This is a genomic window from Sanguibacter sp. Z6_81, from assembly GCF_057180625.1.
Genome location: NZ_JBXUFV010000005.1, coordinates 80,256 through 100,306 on the forward strand (window position 1 = coordinate 80,256; position 20,051 = coordinate 100,306).

Sequence of the window (20,051 nt, forward strand, 5' to 3'; positions counted from 1 at the left end):
CTGGTCGACCGAGCGTGCCCCCGCAGGGACTCGAACCCTGACTGTGCCGATTTTAAGTCGGCTGCCTCTGCCAATTGGGCTACGGGGGCGGCGTTGACCTGCGACGCGAGCACGGACCCACGGCGGACCCGGGAACGACGAAGGAGACGCACCCACAGGGTACGTCTCCTTCGTCACGTCATCGCAGGACGATCAGCCCGCGACCTCGGAGGGCTTGCCGCCGGGGAGGACCGCGGAGTCCTGCGGCCCGCCGGCCGCCGATCCGTCGTGCTCGGGCTTCTTCGCCTGCTTGGGCGGGGCGGACGCCGCACGGAACTCGGCGCGCGGGTCGTGGATCGCCCCGACCGAGACGAGCTCACGACGGAACAGGTAGGCACCCACCCACCCGGTGGTGATCCGGACCTTGCGGCTGATGGTCGGCATCGCGGAGACGTGGTACGCCCGGTGCATGAGCCATGCGGGCATCCCACGGAGCTTGATCTTGCCGAAGAGGATCGCGACGCCCTTGTGCAGCCCGAGGGACGCGACGGTCCCGACGTTCTTGTGCTTGTACTCCTTGACCTCGCCGCTGCGCAGCACCGCGAAGAGGTTGTCCGCCAGGACCTTCGCCTCGCGGATGGCGTGCTGCGCGTTGGGCGGGCAGAACTTGCCCTCGTTGTAGAGGTCCGGGACGGCGGCGCAGTCGCCCGCTCCCCAGGCGTCCGGCACGACGTTGCCGTCGGCGTCGGCGACCTGGAGGGTCGGGAGCACCATGAGGCGGCCCATCTTGTCGAGCGGCAGGTCCGACGTACCGAGCACGGGGTTCGCCTTGACTCCTGCGGTCCACACGATCGTGTCGGAGTCGAACTCGACGCCCGTCGAGGTCACGACGTGACCGTCGACGCAGGAGCTGAGGAACGTGGAGAGGTGGAATTCGATCCCCCGCTTCTTCAGCTGCTCGAGGGCGTAGAGAGCCATCTCGAGCGTGAGCTCCGGAAGGATGCGGTCGGTGCCCTCGATCATGACGAAGCGGAGGTCGGACTGCTCGACGCCCGGCAGGTTCTTCACGGCGGCGCGAGCCATGTCCTCGGTCTCCGCGAGCGCCTCGACGCCGGCGAAGCCACCTCCGACGAACGTGAACGTGAGCATGCGCTTGCGCACGTCCTGGTCCCAGGTGGAGGTCGCGAGGTTGATGCGGTTGAGCACCTGGTTACGGACGGCGACGGCTTCCTCGACGTTCTTGAACCCGATGGCCTGGTCCGCGAGGCCGGGGATGGGCAGCGTGCGCGCGACGGAACCCAGACCGACGATGAGGTGGTCGTACGTGATCTCGTAGGGCTCGCCCTCCTCGGGCGTGACCTCGATCTTGCGGGCGCCGTGGTTGATGTTCGTCACGCGGCCCTGCAGGGTGTCGATGTTCTTGAGCGCGCGGAGGTGCGGAGCGACGACGTCGCGGTCCGAGATGGAGCCTGCGGCGACCTCGGGGAGGAACGGCGCGTACGTCATGTACGGGCGCGGGTCGATGACGACGATCGCCGCCTCCTGGCGACCCAGGCGGTGCCGGAGCCGACGCGCCGAGTAGAGGCCGACGGACCCGCCTCCGAGGACGACGATGCGGGGAACCTTGCGAGGGCGCGGCGCCGCGGGCTTCGCGGAGACGGCAGCGCCCGTCTGGTCTGTCGTGTCCGTGGAGAGGTCAGTATCAGGCATACGGCCATCGTATTACCGGGACCTTTGGCCAGCGAGCAATCGTCTGCGTGATCCCGGGCACATCAGACGTGATCCCCAGCACACCGGGGCGCAGGCGCGCCGGGGATCGCCGACCGTGCGCCCGCCCGGCTCATCCCTGCGGCGCGGGCGGGGATTCGGGCGCAGGCTCAGCACCGTCCTGCGCAGGGGCATCGGGCACCGGCTCGGGGTCCTGCGTCACCGGTGCGTCGTCGGTCCCTGGCGCGGTCGGGTCGGAAACCTCCCCCTCCCCGGTTCCCGCGAGCGGCGCGAGCTGCGCGACGGGCGGGGCGGGCACGTCGGGTGCAGCGCCCTCCGGGAGCACGCGCCCGACCCCGTCCTCCCAGTAGCCGTCCCCCTCGAGGAAGCTCGGGACGGGATAGGCGTTCTCGACGGCGCGGCCGTACTCGTCCTCGCGCGGCGCGAAGTAGCGGGAGGAGCCGGACTCCGCGTCGTAGATGTCGCTCCGCCCGATGCGGACGGGCCGGCCCTCGTCGTCGACGATCTGCGCCCCGTCGAGGAAGGTGCCGTCGGGGCCGTACACGAAGAGGTTGCCGACGAGCTCGCCGTCGACGTACACGCCGTCCTCGGGCGGGACGTCGTAGGAGGAGGTGATGCTCGACCCTCCCTCACCGTCGGTGGCAGCCGCGGCGAACGGGAGGAAGAGCACGAGCGCCAGCGCGCTGAGCAGGGTCGGGGCCCACGACCACCGGTCGGGGACCGTCCACCGGCCGCGCCCGTACTGGACGCTGACGACGGTCAGGGCGACGAGTGCGAGCACGAACGTCGCACCCCCGAACATGCCCCCGAGAATGCTGGCCAGGACCCAGGCGCGCGCGACCCACCAGACCGGCCGGAGCACGAGGAGGAAGTCCTTGACGGCCGGCCATCGCGGGTGCTGCAGGACGGCCCGTCGGGCGTCCGCTGCCGTCTCACGCAGACCCTCCCCCACGGCCCGGAACGCTCCGGTCGGCCCCACGTGCTTCGCCGACGGAGTAGGAACGAGCATGGGCAGCCCCGCCGCGGCGCGCAGCTCCTGGGCGTAGTCCGCCGGAGTTCCGAAGCGGGTGGTGAGGTCGAGGACCGGCACTCCGGCACCGGGTTCCTGCCCGTCGTGCGGGGCGGCGGGGACGACGACGGGGATCGGGCCCGACGGGGACGCGGGATCCTCGACAGCCTCCATGAGGTCCGCCTCGAGCCCGTCGGTGAGGTCGTCCACCTGCTCCGGGGTGAGGTCGGCGAGATGGGAACGCACCTGCGTCGCGTACTCGCTCACGTGGTCGTAGAGGAAGATCGTCGTGGCCATCATGCCGCTCCTTCGCTCGCGAGGAGGGCTGTCATGGCCCCCGAGAACTCGTGCCATTCCTTGCGCTGGGTCTCGAGCATCGCCCGGCCCTGGGGGTTGATCCCGTAGTACTTGCGGTGCGGTCCCTCGTCGGAGGGCACGACGTAGCTCGAGAGCATCCCGGCCGAGTAGAGGCGCCGGAGCGTCCCGTACACGGACGCGTCGCCCACGCCCTCGAGGCCGGCGGCGCGCAACCGGCGGACGACGTCGTAGCCGTAACCGTCCGCCTCCGCGACCACGGCGAGGACCGCCGCGTCGAGCACGCCCTTGAGCAGCTGGGTGGTATCCATCGATCCTCCGTGCCGGGTCCTGACCATCCGGGACGGACGGTCGGTGGTGCAGCACACACAGTACTACGCACAGCGCACTACCGGCTAGACCGCACTACCCGGAGGGAGACGGACGGGTACAGAAGGACCCCCGTCGACGGCTGCTCGACGGGGGTCCGACGCTCCGGGGCGCTCGCGTCGCCTGGCGGAACCGATCGACTAGCTCGTCGGCACGAGGCTCCAGGCGATGCCGTCGAGGATGTCGTGCTCGCTCGTGACGACGGTCGCGAGCTCCCCGCCCGCTGCGGCCACCTCGTCCCGGACCCGCGCGACGACCTCTGACCAGACGAGTGCACCCGCGCCGATGACGTCGACCCTGCCCGGGTGCATGAACCCGAGCTCCGCGCGCTCGGCGCCTGTCCGCGCCAGCAGGTCCTCGCACGCCGCCAGCGTCGCGTCGACGTCGAGCACGGCGCCGTTGATCCGCTCCCGGTCGTACTCGTCGAGCCCCAGCGCGTGCGCGGTGACCGTCGTGACGGACCCCGCCAGCCCGACGAGCGTCGCCGCCCGGCCGAGCGGCACCGTCTGCGCCGCGACGTCGAGAGCTGCCCGCACGTCCGCGCGGGCGCGGTCGGCCTGCTCGGACGTCGGGGGGTCCTGCACGAGGTGCCGCTCCGTCATGCGCACGCATCCCACGTCCATGGAGAAGGACGCCTCGGGCTGCTCGACCCCGAGCACCAGCTCGGTGGACCCGCCACCGAGGTCGACGACGAGGTACGGCGCGGGGTGCGCCGTCCCGAGCACTCCCGTGGCGCCGCGGAACGACAGAGCTGCCTCCTCCTCCCCCGAGACGACCTCCGGCTCGACACCGAGCGCCGCGACGACGCCGTCGACGAAGTCCTGGCGGTTCTCCGCGTCGCGGGACGCGGACGTCGCGACGAAGCGGATGTGCTCGGCACCGAGGTCCCGGCAGATCTGCGCGTACCTCGTCGTGGCGTCGAGGGTCCTCTCGAGAGCGTCAGGGGCGAGGCGGCCCGTGAGGTCCACACCCTGACCGAGACGGACGACCTCCATCCGGCGGTCGACGTCGACGAGCGTGCCGGCCACCGGGTCGATGTCCGCCACGAGCAGACGGATCGAGTTGGTACCGCAGTCGATCGCCGCGACCCGCACGGTGGCGGTCTCGTCGGCGGAGTCGGGGAAAGCGTCGGAGAGCCGGGGAGCGGGTGCCGATGTCATGGGGACAAGACTGCCACCCCTGCTCGGATCCGCAGAGCGGACCGGGCTCAGCAGGTGCAGCGGTCCGGCCGCCACGTGTCCCGCATGCGCTCGAGCACCTCGTCTCCCAGCGGGTTCACCCCGGGGCCCGCCGCCAGGGCGTGGCCGACGAGGACGTGCAGGCACTTCACTCGCACAGGCATCCCGCCCGCGGAGATGCCCGCGATCTCCTCGACATGACCGAGCGCCTCACGCTCGGCGAGGTAGTGCTCGTGCGCCGCGGCGTACCGGGCTGCGAGGTCCTCGTCCTCCAGCAGCCGCTGGGACATCTCTCGCATGACACCGTTCGCCTCGAGGGTGCTCGCGCCCGCGACCGCGCCGGGACTCGTGAGGTAGAACGTCGTCGGGAAGGGCGTGCCGTCGTCGAGCCGGGGCGCGGTCCGCACGACGAGGGGGCGACCGCACACGCACCGGGCCGCGATGCCGACGACCCCGCGGGGCGGACGGCCGAGCTGCTCGGCGAGCACCTCGAGGTCGGCCGGGGTTACGGCGCGCGGGTCGATGTCGGCGGCGGGGGCCGGGTCAGTCACAAGCAGTCCAATCAGGGTGGGGGCGGGTTCCTCCGGGAACCTGTCGCGGCAACCATTGTGCCGTCACTGCGGAGCGTTGCCCGCAATCTGCACGGAGTCCCACACGGTGGAGTACCACGTCTGGTCGGCATCGAGCCCCGTCGTCACCGGGCCGTCGGCGACCTCCTCGCCGGCCTCCGGGTCGATGACCTCGACCGCGGACTCGGGGTCGAGCACCCGGTAGGGCGTCTCGCCGGGGAACACGAACGTCAACCTGCCGCGCGCCTGCGCGATGACGTACTTGTCGTCCTGCCACCGGCTCAGCTCGTTCTGCATCTCCTCGTTCGCCGCGCGCGTCGCTGCGAGCTGGGTGCGCAGCTCCTCGTTGGCCGCCTGCTGGCTCATGAACGGCAACGCTGTCGGGGTGATGAGGACGAACCCCGTGAGCGCCGTGAGGACGAGAACGACGGAACGGACGGTGAGGATCCGCACCCAGCCCGAGGGGCGGCCCTGGGTGGCTCCGAGCCGGGCAGAACCCCGGACCGCCGAGCGGCGCACGCGCGGCGACGCGGTGCGGGTGGAGGGGCGTCGGCGCGAGGAGCGTCCGGCAGGTCCGGTGGTCCCGGGTGTCCCACCGGGTGGCGTGGCGGTCGACGCGCGCGGGCGCGGGCGCGGGTCGGGTTGTGTGGCGGGCTTCACCGTCGGCGCCTGCCGCGGCGCGGGGCGGGCCGGGGTGCGCGGCGTGGCGCGCCCCGTCGTCCCAGCGCCGGAGGGGCGTGGGACGGGAGGACGGGATGCGGGAGCCACGCCCTGATTCTCCCCCGGGCACGCAGGTCCCGCCGACCACGACGCGCCGCCTCCACCGTGCCGACACACACGGACTCGCCGTACCGGGAGACGACACAGAGCTGCCCGGCGGTCGCGGGGACCACCGGGCAGCTCTGGCGTGCCGTCCCGCACGTGGTGCGGGACGGCTCAGGTCGAGCGGGTCAGCGGTTCCAGCGGGGGAACGCTGCAGCGCCGGCGTAGCGCGCGGAGTCGCCGAGGCTCTCCTCGATGCGCAGGAGCTGGTTGTACTTGTTGATGCGCTCGCCGCGGGCGGGCGCACCGGTCTTGATCTGGCCGGCGTTCGTCGCGACGGACAGGTCCGCGATCGTCGTGTCCTCGGTCTCGCCCGAGCGGTGCGACACCATCGCGGTGAAGCCGGCGCGCTGCGCCATCTCGACAGCCTCGAGGGTCTCGGTGAGCGTACCGATCTGGTTGAGCTTGACGAGCAGCGAGTTCGCGCTGCGCAGCGCGATGCCCTTGGCGAGGCGCTCGGGGTTGGTGACGAACAGGTCGTCGCCGACGATCTGCACCTTGTCGCCGGTGGTCGCGACGAGCTCGGCCCAGCTGTCCCACTCGTCCTCGCTCAGCGGGTCCTCGATGGACACGAGCGGGTAGTCGGCGACGAGCTGGCGGTAGTACTCGACCATCTCGGCCGGGGTCTTCGCGGCACCCTCGAACTGGTAGGCGCCGTCCTTGAAGAACTCGGTCGCTGCGACGTCGAGCGCGAGGCCCACGTCGACGCCGGGCGTGAAGCCGGCCTTCTCGATCGCCACGAGGATGAGGTCGAGCGCAGCGCGGTTGCTCGAGAGGTTGGGGGCGAAGCCGCCCTCGTCGCCGAGGCCGGTGGACAGGCCCTCGCTCTTGAGGACGGACTTCAGGGAGTGGTAGACCTCCGCGCCGGTGCGCAGGGCCTCACGGAACGTCGTGGCGCCGATGGGGGCGACCATGAACTCCTGGATGTCGACGTTGGAGTCGGCGTGCGACCCACCGTTGAGGATGTTCATCATGGGGACGGGCAGCACGTGGGCGTTGGGGCCACCGACGTAGCGGAAGAGCTCCAGGCCGGCCGACTCGGCAGCGGCCTGCGCGACGGCGAGCGAGACACCGAGGATCGCGTTGGCGCCGAGCTTGCCCTTGTTGGGCGTGCCGTCGAGCTCGATGAGCGTCGCGTCGATCTCGCGCTGCTCCTCGGCCTCGAGGCCGATGAGCTCGGGGGCGATCTCCTCGTTGACCGCGTCCACAGCCTGCTGGACGCCCTTGCCGAGGTAGCGGCCCTTGTCGCCGTCGCGGCGCTCCACGGCCTCGAAGGCACCCGTCGACGCACCGGAGGGGACGCCCGCGCGGGCGGAGGAACCGTCATCGAGGACGACCTCGACCTCGACGGTGGGGTTTCCGCGCGAGTCGAGGATCTCGCGTGCGTACACAACTTCGATGCTGGCCACAGATGCTCCTTGGGAAGGACTTGGGGTTTACCTTCCCAGCGTACTTGGATCGCAGCCGGGAGCGTCGGGATGTTCGTCCCGTGGTTCCCGCGGCAGCCCTCCTCCGGACGCACCGCGGGCCCTGACCTCGGATGAGGTCAGGGCCCGCGGTGTCACTCGGTCAGGGCAGGTGTCACCACCTACGCGCCGTCAAGCCCCCGACGTCGGTACCGGACGAGGGCAGCGCCGACACCGACGAGCAGCGCCAGGGCGAGGAGCGCCCCGGTGAGCTCGGCACCGGTGAGGGCGAGCGATCCACCCGAGCGCGGCGCGTCGCCAGCTCCGGGGCCGGCAGGACCCGCCGCAGGGGCCGTGCCCGGGTCGGTCGGGTCCTCCGGCGGCACGACCGGGTCGGTCGGGTCGGTCGGGTCGGTCGGGACCACGACGTCGAGGGTCTCGACGAGCTGCCCCACCCCCCAACGGCTCGTGTCCTGGTAGGAGTTGCCCGTCGGGTCGCTCCACGACCGCACCGAGGTGCGCGCCGTGTTGCCGGGCGTCGCGTCGTTGACCTGGAACTCGACACCGATGAACGGGCCGTCCTCCGCCGCTGCGGCGAGGGCGACCTCCTCCGGCTCGGTGAGCTGGACGGACGCCTCGACGATGTACCCCGTGTCCGTGATCGCCGTCGCGCTCTGGAGGTTGTCGCCGATGACGGTGGGGTCACCGCCGAACGACTGCTCGTTGTCGAAGTTGACCCGGTAGTGGCCGTCCGCCGGGTTGAGCGGACCGGACTTCGCGTTGGTCGGGTCGACGAAGAACTCGACCGAGTCCTGCAGGTAGGCGTCGATGGCCGACTTGTCGAGCTCGTCGTCGGTGACCTCGAAGAGGAGGTGCAGCACGCCCTCCGTCCACAGGGTGCGGACCGTGGCGGTCGCTCCACCCTCTGCTTCGCCCTCGACCTGGGTGTCGGTGCTCACGACAGCGGCACCGGCCCAGGCCTCCTCGATCTCACCGTCGATGGTCACGTCGCCCTCGGCACGCGGGATGGCCACGTAGCCGACGGGCTCGACGAGCACGGCGGTGCCGAGCGCGGAACCGTCCTCCTGGTTGTGCGTGAGGTCGTTCCACGACACGAGCTCACCGGTGCCACCGTCCGCGATGCGGACGTCGAACGGCACGGTGGAGTCACGGGTGATGCCGTCGACGGCGAGCTCGGCGACGACGGTGTACCCGGTCTCCGTGCTGACCACCTGGGTGCCGGCGGTGGATCCGTCACGCGCGACCTCGAGCGAGGTGTCACCGGCGAACAGCGTCACCGTGTCGGCGGCGCCGTCGTCCGTGGGGTCCTGCACCTGGACGTAGGCCAGAAGTCGACCCTCGTCCCAGCGCAGCTGGAAGCCGGTGGTCCCCGCGTCGCTCGATTCGATCTCCGTCAGCGGGAGCAGCGCCCACTCGATGTCGTCGACCACGCCGGGCTCGACCGTGAGGTCGGCCTGGTGGGTGGTGACCTGGCGGGTCAGAGCCGGCAGCTCGCTGCGGTCGGCGATGCCCCAGAAGGCGGGCTTGGCCTGGCGCTCCTCGTCGAACACCAGGGGGGCTTCCCCGGTGCGCCAGGTGCGCGCGTCGTCCGGTCCCCAGAGAGTGACGGAGAACAGGTCGGGGTACTCACGGAGCATGTCGAACAGATCCGCGTAGTAGTACCCCTGCTGGACGAGCCGCTCGGGGGTCGCCTCGCCGTTGACCCCGACGTCGAGCTCGGTGACGACCTGCACGAGGCCGGTCTCGGCGAAGGCGTCGATGCTGGCCTTCATCTGGGCGATCGGCGTCGCGAGGCTGACGTGGAACTGGTGTCCCATGCCGTCGACGGGCGCGCCACGCTCGAGCATGCGCTCCACGACGTTGACCATCGCCTGGCGCTTGCCGGGCAGCTCGGTGTTGTAGTCGTTGATGAACAGGGTGACGGGTCCGCCCACCTGGCCGCCGTTGAACGCGTCGCTCGCGTACTCGAACGCGAGGTCGAGGTACTGCTCGCCGAGCACCTGGAACCAGCGGCTCTTGCGCAGGCCGTCGGACTGGGACTCGTCGATCGCCTCGTTGACGACGTCGAACGCGACGATCGGGTTGGTGGCGGAGCCGAACTCCCCGTACTTCGTGCGGTAGTGGTCCGCCACGGTGTCGATGTGCGTCTTCATGCGGTCACGGAGGATCGCCTGGTCTGCTGCGCTGTTGGTCAGGGGCTCACCGGCAGCGTTGTTGAAGAACCACTCAGGCGTCTGGCTGTGCCACACGAGCGTGTGCCCGTAGACGCGCATGTCGTTCTCGACCGCGAAGTCCACCAGCGCGTCTGCGCCAGCGAAGTTGAACTCACCCTCGGTGGGCTGGATCGCCTCAGGCTTCATCGCGTTCTCGGCCGTGATCTGGTCGAAGTGCTTCGTGACGAGGACCTCGCCCTGCCCGTCGGTCTCGCGAGCGTCGATCGCGACGCCGAGGGGCCACGGGAGCGGGTCGTCGAGGTCGTTCAGGGACGGGATGTCCGTCTGCACGGGAGTCTCGTCGCCGGGGTTGATCGCGGTGACGACGATGTCGTCGACGAGGAACGAAGACGTCCCTGCCGCCGTCTCGAAGTAGAGCAGCAGCTGGTCGGCGGTGGAGGGGGCCGTGTACGTGGCGGAGATCTGCTGCCACGCGCCGCTCTGGACGTTGGTCGCGGAAGCGACCTGCGAGTAGGTCGTGGCGTCCGCGAGACCGCGTTGCTGGCTGAGGTTGACGTCGGCGGCACTGGCCCCCGCCGCCATCTTCACCCAGGCGGAGACCCTGTAGGAGGCTCCGGGCTGAAGGACGTCGACGACGTCTGCCTGGAGGCCGTTCCAGGGGTTCGTGCGACCGGACACGAGGGCTGCCTGCCCACCGTTGCGGCCGTCGTCGTCGAGCGCAGCGACGGCCTGGGCGTCGCCGCCCTCACCGCGCACGCCCCAGGCACCGAGCCCGGTCTCGAAGTCGTTGCTGAGCCCGGGGTCTGCCACGGGAGTCTCCGGCTCGGCCGGGATTCCGGTCGCGTCGGCTCCGACGGGGAGGGTGAACTCCCAGTCCTGAGCGAGACGCTCCGCCACGACGGTCCGCACCGCGGCGACGCTGTTGTTCCGGTCGCCGCCACCGTCGTGCACGAGCACGATCTCGCCCGCCCTCATGCTGGCGCGGAGGTTCGCGGTCAGCGTGGCGAGGTCCTGGGTCTCCCAGTCGCTGATCGTGTTCGTGACCTCGAGCGGCTGCATGCCGAGGCGCACGGCGACGGCCGGGGTCGCACCCCAGCTGCCGTTGGGCGCCCTGAAGAACGGTACGGGCGCCGTCGGGTCGCCGAGCGCCTCGCGGATGATGTCGAGGTTCTCCCGGAGGTCGGCCTCGATGTCGGCCTCGGACGCGCTGCCGAGGTCGGCGTAGCCGGTCGTGTGGTTGCACAGGACGTGGCCCTCGTCGACCATCCGCTGGAGCAGCTCCGCGCCGCCCGGCTTCTGGATGTTCTCGCCGATGACGCAGAACGTCGCCTGGATGTCTTGCGTCTCGAGGAAGTCGAGGAGGTCAGCCGTGGTCTGGCCGTTGGGACCGTCGTCGAACGTCAGGGCGGACACGTTGCCCGAGCCCCGTGCGGCGGTCACCGGGGTGACGACAGGGCTCGTGGGCTCGGCGGGAGCCTCGCCGCCGCCGGCGGGACGCTCGGGGCCGTTGATGACGACGTCGTCCACCATGAACGACGTGGCTGCACTGCCCGCCTCGAGGTAGAGCAGCGCGCCGGTCGCTGTGGCGGGCATCGTGTAGGTGCCGGAGAGCTCGACCCACGAGTCGCCGACGTTCGTGGCCTCGGCCACCGTGACGTAGTCCGAGGGGGTCTCCTCGACGGTGAACTTCAGCGTGTCCGCGGTGGAGCCGGCCGGCAGCCGGACCCAGGCGGAGACGTCGTACTCCTCGCCGGGCGCGAGCAGACCGGTGAGGGAGGTAGCGGTGCCCTGCCATGTGTCGGCGCGGTCCGTGACGAGCAGGCTGCTGCTGCCCGTGTGCGCCTCGGGTGAGAGTGCCAGCTTCGCGGCACCCCGTGGTGCCCACGGCTCGTAGGTGGTCTCGAAGTCGTTGGAGAGGATGTCGACGTCAGCAGCCTGCGCCGAGGTGATGGGAAGGATTGCGAGGGGCGCTGCTACGACTGCGGCAGCCACGAGGGCCGCGATCCTGCTTCTTCCGGAGGAGGCTTGAGCGCGTGCGTGTCGCGGCTCAGCTCTACCCTTTCCGAAAGTTTCGATCTGTGCGGGCGAGATCATCACACGCTCCTTTGCGAGTCCGATGCCCAAAAGGGGACACGGGGCACCTTACGGGGGTGAAAACTCCCCCGCAAGAGCGCGTGACCCTCCCGTGACGAACCCGAAAGTTTCGCTTCGATTCTGCTACCACATACCGGACAGTTCGACGTTCATCGCCGCCTTACCGCGTGCCGACGGCCGCAGCGGCACCCACCTTCCCGACGATGACGGCATCGATGAGCTCGGTCGCCCAGGTGAGGATCTCCGCCCCGCGCAACGGTCGCCCACCGATCCGCGCCGTCGTCGGGAAGGGCACGAGGATCGTCCGGGTCGCTGGCTTGACCATCGCGCCCGGGTAGAGGCGCTTGAGGCGCAGCTCCGCCGACTCCGCGAGATCGACCGGCGCGAACCGCACGAACTTCCCCTGGGACGTGACGTCCGAGAGGCCCGCCGCGCGCGCATGGTTGCGGAACGCCGCGACGTCGAACAGGTTCCCCACCATCTCCGGGACCGGTCCGTATCGGTCGACGAGCTCCGCGCGGATGTCCGCGAGCGCCGCGTCGTCCTGCGCGGCAGCGATCTTGCGGTACGCCTCGAGGCGGAGCCGCTCGTGCGCGATGTAGTCGTGCGGCAGGTGTGCATCGACGGGCAGCTCGATCGTCACCTCCGGCGCCTCCTCCTCGACCTCCCCGCGGAAGGACGCGACGGCCTCCCCCACCATGCGGATGTAGAGGTCGAACCCGACCCCCGCGATGTGCCCCGACTGCTCACCACCGAGCAGGTTCCCCGCGCCGCGGATCTCGAGGTCCTTGAGCGCGACGGCCATGCCCGACCCGAGGTCGGTGTTCGCGGCGATCGTCGCGAGGCGGTCGTGCGCGGTCTCCGTGAGAGGCCGCTCGGGCGGGTAGAGGAAGTACGCGTACGCGCGGTCCCGACCGCGCCCGACGCGTCCGCGCAGCTGGTGCAGCTGTGACAGGCCGAGCATGTCGGCGCGCTCGAGGATGAGGGTGTTGGCGTTGGAGATGTCCAGCCCGGTCTCGATGATCGTCGTGCAGACGAGCACGTCGAACTTCTTCTCCCAGAAGTCCATGATCACGCGCTCGAGCTGGTGCTCGCCCATCTTCCCGTGCGCCACCTCGATGCGGGCCTCCGGGACGAGCTCGTGGAGGCGCGCGGCCGTCCGGTCGATCGACTCGACCTTGTTGTGGACGTAGAACACCTGACCCTCGCGCAGCAGCTCGCGGCGGATGGCCGCGCTGATCTGCTTCTCGTCGTACGCGCCGACGTACGTGAGGATCGGGTGGCGCTCCTCGGGTGGCGTCGCGAGGGTGGACATCTCCCGGATACCCGTCACGGCCATCTCGAGCGTGCGCGGGATCGGCGTCGCGCTCATCGCAAGGACGTCGACGTTGGTCCGCAGCTGCTTGAGCTTCTCCTTGTGCTCGACGCCGAACCGCTGCTCCTCGTCGACGACGACGAGGCCGAGGTCCTTGAAGCGGATGGCCCCGGACAGCAGGCGGTGGGTGCCGATGACGACGTCCACCGTGCCCTCCGCGAGGCCGTCGATGACCTCCTTGGCCTCCTTGTCGGTCTGGAAGCGGGACAGTCCCTTGACGACGACCGGGAAGCCCGCGTACCGCTCGGAGAACGTGTCGTAGTGCTGCTGGACGAGGAGCGTCGTCGGCACGAGGACGGCGACCTGCTTGCCGTCCTGCACCGCCTTGAACGCCGCGCGCACCGCGATCTCCGTCTTGCCGTAGCCGACGTCACCGCACACGAGACGGTCCATCGGGACCGTCTTCTCCATGTCCGCCTTGACCTCGTCGATCGTCGCGAGCTGGTCGGGGGTCTCGATGTACGCGAAGGCGTCCTCGAGCTCACGCTGCCAGGGGGTGTCCGGGGAGAAGGGGTGCCCCTTCGTCGCCATGCGCGCGGAGTACAGGCGGATGAGCTCGCTCGCGATCTCCTTGATCGCCTTCTTCGCCCGGCCCTTCGTCTTCGCCCAGTCGGAGCCCCCCATCTTGTTGAGGGACGGCGACTCGCCACCGGTGTACTTCGTCACCTGGTCGAGCTGGTCCGTCGGCACATAGAGGCGGTCCCCCGGGTGCCCCCTGCGCGACGGCGCGTACTCGATGACGAGATATTCGCGCACGGCCGCGTTCGCACCAGCGCCGAGCGTGCGCTGCACGAGCTCCACGAACCGGCCGACGCCGTGCTGCTCGTGGACGACGAAGTCGCCCGGCCGCAGCTGCAAGGGGTCGACGACGTTGCGCCGCTTCGAGGGCATCTTGCGCATGTCCCGCGTCGAGGACCCCGAGCGCCCCGTGAGGTCGGACTCGGAGAACACGGCGAGCCGCTGCTCGGGTGCGACGAAACCGGGTCCGACCGGGGCGGGCGTGACGAGCACGACGCCGCCCTCGGGCTCGGCCGTGATCTCGCCGACGAGGCGCGCCGGTGTGTCCGCCCCGCTGAGCTGCTCGACCATGCGCTTGGCGGGGCCGTGGCCCTCGGTCGTGAGCACGAGGCGCCAACCGGCGCTCTGCAGCCCGCGGATGTCGTCGAGCGCGCGCTGCACGTCGCCGCGGTAGCTCTCGACGTCCCGGGCGGCGATCCGGAGCGTCTGCGCGCCGTCCTGGAGGCCGGGCCGCAGGTCGTCCGCGCCGTCCGAGACGTCCGGCGCCGAGGGGTCGTCGAGTGCGAACGCGCTGAGCGTCCACCAGCCGAACCCGCGCCGGGCAGCGGTGTCCCGCACCTGCTCGATGGTCGCGAACGACGCCGCGCCGAGGTTGATGGGCGAGCTGCCGCCCGCGGCCGCGCCCGTCCAGGCCGCGGCGAGGAACTCCTCGGTCGTCGAGACGAGGTCGAACGCACGGCGCCGGACCTTCTCGGGCTCGGAGATCACGACGAGGCTCTCGTCGCTCACGAGATCGAGGACGGGGACCATCGAGTCGACGAGCACCGGCGCGAGCGACTCCATGCCCTCCACGGCGATGCCCGCGGCCATCTTCGTGAGCATCTCCTCCGCCCCCGGGAGCTGCTCGACGAGCGCCGCCGCCCGGTCCCGCACCTCGTCCGTGAGCAGCATCTCCCGGCAGGGCGGGGCCCACAGCCCGTGGTCGGCGACCTCGAGGCTGCGCTGGTCCGCGACCGCGAACCAGCGGATCTCCTCGACGTCCTCGCCCCAGAACTCGATGCGCAGCGGGTGGTCCTCGATCGGCGGGAAGACGTCGAGGATGCCACCGCGCACGGCGAACTCGCCGCGCCGCTCGACCATGTCCACGCGCGCGTAGGCGGCCGCGGAGAGCCGGTCCGCGACCTCGGACAGGTCCGCTCGGTCCCGGACCTCCAGGCGCACCGGCTCGAGGTCGCCCAGCCCACCGACGACCGGCTGCAGCAGCGCACGCACAGGCATGACGAGCACGCGGATCGCCCCCGTCATGCCGCCGTCGGCCGAGGGGTGGGCGAGCCGCCGGAAGACCGCGAGCCGCCGGGCCACGGTGTCCGACCGCGGCGAGAGCCGCTCGTGCGGGAGCGTCTCCCAGGCGGGCAGCACCGCGACGTCGTCGTACGGGAGGTAGCACCGCAGAGCAGCGGCGAGGTCGTCCGCCTCCCGCCCCGTGGCGGTGACGACGACGAGCGGCCGCGACCCGGCCGCCCCGGCAGCCGGGACCGGGCCGTCGCTCGCCCTCGCCCCGGCCATCGCCGCAAGCAGCGGCGGGCGCACCCCGACCGGTCCGACGACGTCGAGGAAGCCCCGCGCCGGCACCTGCTCGACGGCGGCGGCCGCGCCGGGGTCAGCGAGGAGAGCCGGCAGGATTCCCGTGAGGTTCATGATGTCCTTGTGGTCGACGACAGACGGTCCGGGCACGCGAAGAAGCCCGGATCTCGATCGATCCCGGCTCTCGTCCAAGCCTACGTCCGGTCACCGACCTGCAGCACGCGGTCGGTGGGACTCCGTTTCACCGCCGGACGGAACGCGCCACGGCGGTTCCGAGCAGCCGCCCCGTGCGTCCGATCACGCCTTCGTGTGGAACTTCCCCTGCGCGGCCAGCAACCCCTGCGTGAGGATCATCTCGACCGCGTCCGCCGCATCGTCGAGGAGGAACGGGAGCTCCTTGCGCTCGACCGCGGAGAAGTCCTTGAGGACGAAGTCCGCGGTGTCCATGCGCCCGGGTGGTCGCCCGACCCCGGCGCGGACCCGCACGTAGTCGCGCGTCCCGAGCGCTTTCGTGATGTCCCGCAGACCGTTGTGGCCGCCCTCGCCGCCGCCGACCTTGCACTTGATGTCACCGAACCCGATGTCGACCTCGTCGTGGACGACGAGGACGTTCGCCGGAGCGACGTCGAAGTACTGGGCGAGGCCAGCCACCGGACCGCCCGAGGTGTTCATGTACGTGCTCGGCTTGGCGAGGATCACTCGTGGTCCCGGCGCACCGCCCGGCAGCGTGCCGAGCCGGGCGTCGGCCACGAGCGCCCGCGCCCGGTGGGCGGCGAACCGCGCCCCGTACCGCTCCGCGAGGACGTCCAGGACCATCTGGCCCACGTTGTGCCGGTTGCCCGCGTACTGCGGACCGGGGTTCCCCAGCCCGACGACGAGCCACAGCTCATCCGACATGTTCTTGCTCCCGCGTCACTCGTCAAGGACGACGATGCGCCCGGCACCATCGGCACCGGGCGCATCATCCCGGGGCTCGCGCCCCGCGGTGGGTTGCTGCGGACCCGGGGGTCAGCGGCAGCCCGCTGGCATCAGAGGCCGGCAGCGGTCTCGGCAGCGGAGGCGGAGGCAGCGGCCTGGGTCGCGGCGACCTCGGCAGCGGCCTCGTCGTCGGCCGAGTTGTCCTGCGGTGCCGTGACGGTGACGATCGTCTGCTCGGGGTCGCCGATGAGGACCGCGCCCTCGGGCAGCGCGACATCCCCTGCGCGGACGCGCGCGCCTGCGGCGAGGCCGTCGATCGACAGGTCGATGGACTCCGGGAGGTTCGTGGCGAGCGCCTCGACGAGGAGCGTCTGGATCTCGACGATGTGGATGGTGCCGGGAGCGGCCTCACCGACGATGTTCACGGCGATCTCGACGTTGACCTTCTCGCCCTGCTTGACGATGAGGAGGTCGACGTGCTCGATGACCGACTTGACCGGGTCACGCTGGACGTCCTTGACGATGGCCAGCTCGACCGCGCCGTCGAGCTCGATCTCGAACAGGGCGTTCGCGTGCTTGAGCGCGAGCATCGTCTGGTGGCCGGGCAGGGCGACGTGCAGGGGCGCGGTGCCGTGGCCGTACAGGACGGCGGGGACCTGGTTGTTGCGGCGGACGCGGCGCGCAGCGCCCTTGCCGAACTCGGTGCGGGCCTCGGCGACGAGCTTGATCTCTGACACAGGAACTCCAAGAAGTGTGGGACGGGCGGACCACCGGTGGGGGGTCGTCGACTGACAGCGGGAAGGTGCTCGGGGGCGGGTGCGCGACGTCCTCGCCGGGCCCCTCGATGGTGGGCGGCTGCATCGGCGCGGGACACATGACGGACGCGCAGGATGCGACCGCCCAGTCGATTACGGAATCCGTGACGGTCGAGCCGTCACCGTCCTGACAGTGGCGGTGCTCGCAGCACCTGCCCGTCAGACGTCCCTCGCCGAGGCAACCGCATCACTGTACCCGCCCCGCCCCTGCGTCGTCGAACTCCGGACGGCAGGGGGACGGGGCGGGACAGCCCGGCGCGGGACGGTGCGGCGTCACCGCACGTGGCAGCAGCTGTCAGGCGTTGCCCTCGAACAGCGACGTGACCGACCCGTCGTCGAAGACCTCGCGGATAGCACGGGCCAGCAGGGGCGCGATCGACAGGACGGTGAGCTTGTCGAACTGCTTGTCCGGGGTGATCGGCAGCGTGTCCGTGACGATGACCTCGCGGGCGCCGCACTCGCTCAGGCGCTGCGCGGCCGGGTCCGAGAGCACGCCGTGGGTCGCGGCGACGATGACGTCCTTGGCGCCCGCGTCGAGCAGGACCCGCACGGCAGCAGCGATGGTTCCGCCGGTGTCGATGAGGTCGTCGACGAGGACGCAGCTGCGCCCCTCGACCTCACCGACGACGCGGTTCGCTGCGGACTGGTTCGGCACGTTGATGTCGCGCGTCTTGTGGATGAACGCGAGGGGGGCGTCGCCGAGCTTCGCGGCCCACTGCTCCGCCACCCGGATGCGTCCGGCATCCGGGGACACGACCGCGACGTTCGCGAGATCGACGCGGGTGCGCACGTAGTCGGTGAGCAGCGGCATGGCCCACAGGTGGTCGACGGGGCCGTCGAAGAACCCCTGCGCCTGCGAGGTGTGCAGGTCCACGCTCATGAGCCGGTCCGCCCCGGCCGTCTTGAACAGGTCCGCCATGAGTCGCGCCGAGATCGGTTCGCGCCCACGGTGCTTCTTGTCCTGGCGGGCATAGCCGTAGAAGGGCTGCACCACGGTGATGGTCTTGGCGGACGCCCGCTTGAGGGCGTCGACCATGATGAGCTGCTCCATGATCCACTGGTTGATCGGCGCTGTGTGCGACTGCAGGACGAACGCGTCCGCCCCGCGCACGCTCTCGCCGAACCGCACGTAGATCTCGCCGTTCGCGAAGTCGTAGGCCGTGGTGGGGAGCAGCGCCGTGCCGAGCTCGCGGGCGACGTCCTGGGCAAGCTCGAGGTGGGCCCGTCCGGAGACGAACACGAGGCGCTTCTCGCCGTCGGGAGAGGTGATTCCGGTGACCATCAGTCGCGGCGTCCTTCTGTGGTGCCACCGGTCGCGGACGACGGCGTCGCCTGCTCGTGGGTAGCGGTCGGGGGGGTGGGCACGGGCAGGGTCGCCTGGTGGTCCGCCTGGGCGCGCTCCGCGCGCGCCTGGGCTCCGAGGGCGGAGACCGGACCGTCGATCTCGGCGCGCATGCGCTCCGCGGCCCGGGCAGCGTCGGTCCCGGGACGACGGCGCTCGACCCAGCCCTCGATGTTGCGCTGCGTCCCGGCCGAGACGGCGAGCGCCCCGGAGGGCACGTCGTTGCGGATGACCGAACCGGCGGCCGTGTAGACACCGTCGCCGATGTGTACGGGGGCGACGAAGAGGTTGTCCGCGCCCGTCCGGGAGAACGACCCGACGGTCGAGTGGTGCTTGCTCACGCCGTCGTAGTTGACGAAGATCGTGGCCGCGCCGATGTTCGTGTGCTCGCCGATGGTCGCGTCGCCGACGTAGGACAGGTGCGGGACCTTGGAGCCGTCGCCGATCGTCGCGTTCTTCGTCTCCACGAAGGTGCCGATCTTGCCGCTCGTCCCGAGCACCGTGCCCGGCCGCAGGTAGGCGAACGGGCCGACGCTCGCGTCGTCACCGACGACCGCGCCGGTGGCGTGGGTGCGCACGACGGTGGCGTGGGCGCCCACCCGGACGTCGGTGAGGGTCGTGTCGGGTCCGACGGTCGCACCCTCGCTGATGACGGTCGAGCCGAGCAGCTGGGTGCCGGGCAGGATCGTCACGTCACGCTCGAGCTCGACGTCGACGTCGATCCACGTCGTGCCGGGGTCGACGACGGTGACACCCGCCGTCATCCAGTCGGCGAGGACACGCCGGTTGAGCTCGGCGCGCAGGACGGCGAGCTGTCCGCGGTCGTTGACGCCTTCGACGACGAACGGGTCGTCCGTGCGGACCGCGCGGACCGCACCGCCCTCGCCCCGGGCGATGGCGAGGACGTCGGTGAGGTAGACCTCGCCCTGCGAGTTGTCCCGGTCGAGGCCCCTGAGCCCGTGGCGCAGGACCTTCGCGTCGAAGACGTAGATCGACGAGTTGATCTCACGGATGCTGCGCTGCTCCGGGCTGGCGTCCCGGTGCTCGACGATCGACAGGACCTCGCCGGTCTGCGGGTCGCGGACGATGCGCCCGTACCCGGTCGCGTCGTCGACCTCGGTCGTCAGGACGGTGACGGCGTTGCCGTCCGCGACGTGCGCGGCGAGCAGCTCCGCGAGCGTGCCGGAGTCGAGCAGCGGGATGTCGCCCGCGATGACGACGACCGGCCCCTCGACGCCGTCCCCGAGACCGCGCCCCTCGGCCCCCTCAGGCACTCCCGCCTGGGCAGCCTGCGCGTGGGCGGCGGCGTCGAGCACGCTCAACGCGCACTGCACGGCCCGGCCGGTGCCGGGCACGTCGTCCTGGTCGACGACGAGGACCTGCGGGTCGACCGTGGTGGCGTGCTCGGCCACGGCGTCACGCTCGTGCCGGACGACGACCGCGACGCGGGCGGGGTCGAGGCCGCGAGCGGCAGCGAGGGCGTGGCCGAGCATGCTCCGGCCGCCGAGGGTGTGCAGGACCTTGGGGATCGAGGAACGCATCCGCGTCCCTTCGCCTGCAGCGAGGACGACTACTGCCGCCGGTTGAGCGGTGGTCACGAATGGACTCCCGGGTG

The 20,051-nt window shown here is 71.1% G+C and carries 13 protein-coding genes and 1 tRNA gene; all 14 read right to left on the reverse strand.

Translation table 11 applies throughout. The features are described from left to right. Positions 1-15: 15 nt before the first annotated feature. Positions 16-89, reverse strand: a tRNA-Leu gene (locus AC2AXK_RS13065). Between the two features lie 103 nt (positions 90-192). Further along, positions 193-1,689 carry an NAD(P)/FAD-dependent oxidoreductase gene (locus AC2AXK_RS13070; protein WP_484345823.1) on the reverse strand — a complete coding sequence of 499 codons (1,497 nt, stop codon included), beginning with the start codon at positions 1,687-1,689 and terminating at the stop codon, positions 193-195. A 130-nt stretch (positions 1,690-1,819) separates the two neighbouring features. Further along, positions 1,820-3,013 carry an HAAS signaling domain-containing protein gene (locus AC2AXK_RS13075; RefSeq protein ID WP_484345824.1) on the reverse strand — a complete coding sequence of 398 codons (1,194 nt, stop codon included), beginning with the start codon at positions 3,011-3,013 and terminating at the stop codon, positions 1,820-1,822. Next, positions 3,013-3,342, reverse strand: coding sequence for a PadR family transcriptional regulator (locus AC2AXK_RS13080; protein ID WP_484345825.1), 330 nt, complete (start codon positions 3,340-3,342; stop codon positions 3,013-3,015). Before AC2AXK_RS13080 ends, AC2AXK_RS13075 begins: the two co-directional genes overlap by 1 nt. Before the next feature lie 198 nt (positions 3,343-3,540). Further along, positions 3,541-4,560, reverse strand: a complete 1,020-nt coding sequence (locus tag AC2AXK_RS13085; RefSeq protein WP_484345826.1) for a Ppx/GppA phosphatase family protein — start codon at positions 4,558-4,560, stop codon at positions 3,541-3,543. Positions 4,561-4,607: 47 nt separating this feature from the next. Continuing rightward, on the reverse strand, positions 4,608-5,129 hold the full coding sequence (locus tag AC2AXK_RS13090) for a DUF501 domain-containing protein (RefSeq protein ID WP_484345827.1): 522 nt from the start codon (positions 5,127-5,129) through the stop codon (positions 4,608-4,610). A 63-nt stretch (positions 5,130-5,192) separates the two neighbouring features. Beyond that, a complete protein-coding gene (locus AC2AXK_RS13095; RefSeq protein ID WP_484345828.1) occupies positions 5,193-5,807 on the reverse strand; it encodes an FtsB family cell division protein in 615 nt (204 codons plus the stop codon). Positions 5,808-6,097: 290 nt separating this feature from the next. Continuing rightward, positions 6,098-7,378 (reverse strand): phosphopyruvate hydratase, encoded by a 1,281-nt coding sequence (gene eno / locus AC2AXK_RS13100; protein WP_484345829.1) that lies wholly within the window; start codon positions 7,376-7,378, stop codon positions 6,098-6,100. A 179-nt stretch (positions 7,379-7,557) separates the two neighbouring features. Then, positions 7,558-11,562, reverse strand: a complete 4,005-nt coding sequence (locus AC2AXK_RS13105; protein ID WP_484345830.1) for an endo-1,4-beta-xylanase — start codon at positions 11,560-11,562, stop codon at positions 7,558-7,560. 262 nt (positions 11,563-11,824) lie between these two features. Next, complete coding sequence (mfd, locus tag AC2AXK_RS13110) at positions 11,825-15,475, reverse strand: transcription-repair coupling factor (RefSeq protein ID WP_484345935.1); 3,651 nt, start codon at positions 15,473-15,475, stop codon at positions 11,825-11,827. A gap of 183 nt (positions 15,476-15,658) precedes the next feature. After that, positions 15,659-16,258, reverse strand: a complete 600-nt coding sequence (gene pth / locus AC2AXK_RS13115) for an aminoacyl-tRNA hydrolase (RefSeq protein WP_484345831.1) — start codon at positions 16,256-16,258, stop codon at positions 15,659-15,661. A gap of 131 nt (positions 16,259-16,389) precedes the next feature. After that, complete coding sequence (locus AC2AXK_RS13120; RefSeq protein WP_484345832.1) at positions 16,390-17,016, reverse strand: 50S ribosomal protein L25/general stress protein Ctc; 627 nt, start codon at positions 17,014-17,016, stop codon at positions 16,390-16,392. A 373-nt stretch (positions 17,017-17,389) separates the two neighbouring features. Continuing rightward, entirely contained in the window at positions 17,390-18,376 is a 987-nt protein-coding gene (locus tag AC2AXK_RS13125; protein WP_484345833.1) for a ribose-phosphate diphosphokinase, read from the reverse strand. After that, positions 18,376-20,034, reverse strand: coding sequence for a bifunctional UDP-N-acetylglucosamine diphosphorylase/glucosamine-1-phosphate N-acetyltransferase GlmU (gene glmU, locus AC2AXK_RS13130; protein WP_484345834.1), 1,659 nt, complete (start codon positions 20,032-20,034; stop codon positions 18,376-18,378). Before glmU ends, AC2AXK_RS13125 begins: the two co-directional genes overlap by 1 nt. Positions 20,035-20,051 lie beyond the last annotated feature (17 nt).

Bases quoted from the DNA above. Each gene is read 5' to 3' on its own strand.
- AC2AXK_RS13080 (WP_484345825.1), bottom strand. From the start codon at position 3,342: ATGGATACCACCCAGCTGCTCAAGGGCGTGCTCGACGCGGCGGTCCTC.
- mfd (WP_484345935.1), bottom strand. From the start codon at position 15,475: ATGAACCTCACGGGAATCCTGCCGGCTCTCCTCGCTGACCCCGGCGCG.
- pth (WP_484345831.1), bottom strand. From the start codon at position 16,258: ATGTCGGATGAGCTGTGGCTCGTCGTCGGGCTGGGGAACCCCGGTCCG.
- AC2AXK_RS13085 (WP_484345826.1), bottom strand. From the start codon at position 4,560: ATGACATCGGCACCCGCTCCCCGGCTCTCCGACGCTTTCCCCGACTCC.
- AC2AXK_RS13125 (WP_484345833.1), bottom strand. From the start codon at position 18,376: ATGGTCACCGGAATCACCTCTCCCGACGGCGAGAAGCGCCTCGTGTTC.
- AC2AXK_RS13070 (WP_484345823.1), bottom strand. From the start codon at position 1,689: ATGCCTGATACTGACCTCTCCACGGACACGACAGACCAGACGGGCGCT.
- AC2AXK_RS13075 (WP_484345824.1), bottom strand. From the start codon at position 3,013: ATGGCCACGACGATCTTCCTCTACGACCACGTGAGCGAGTACGCGACG.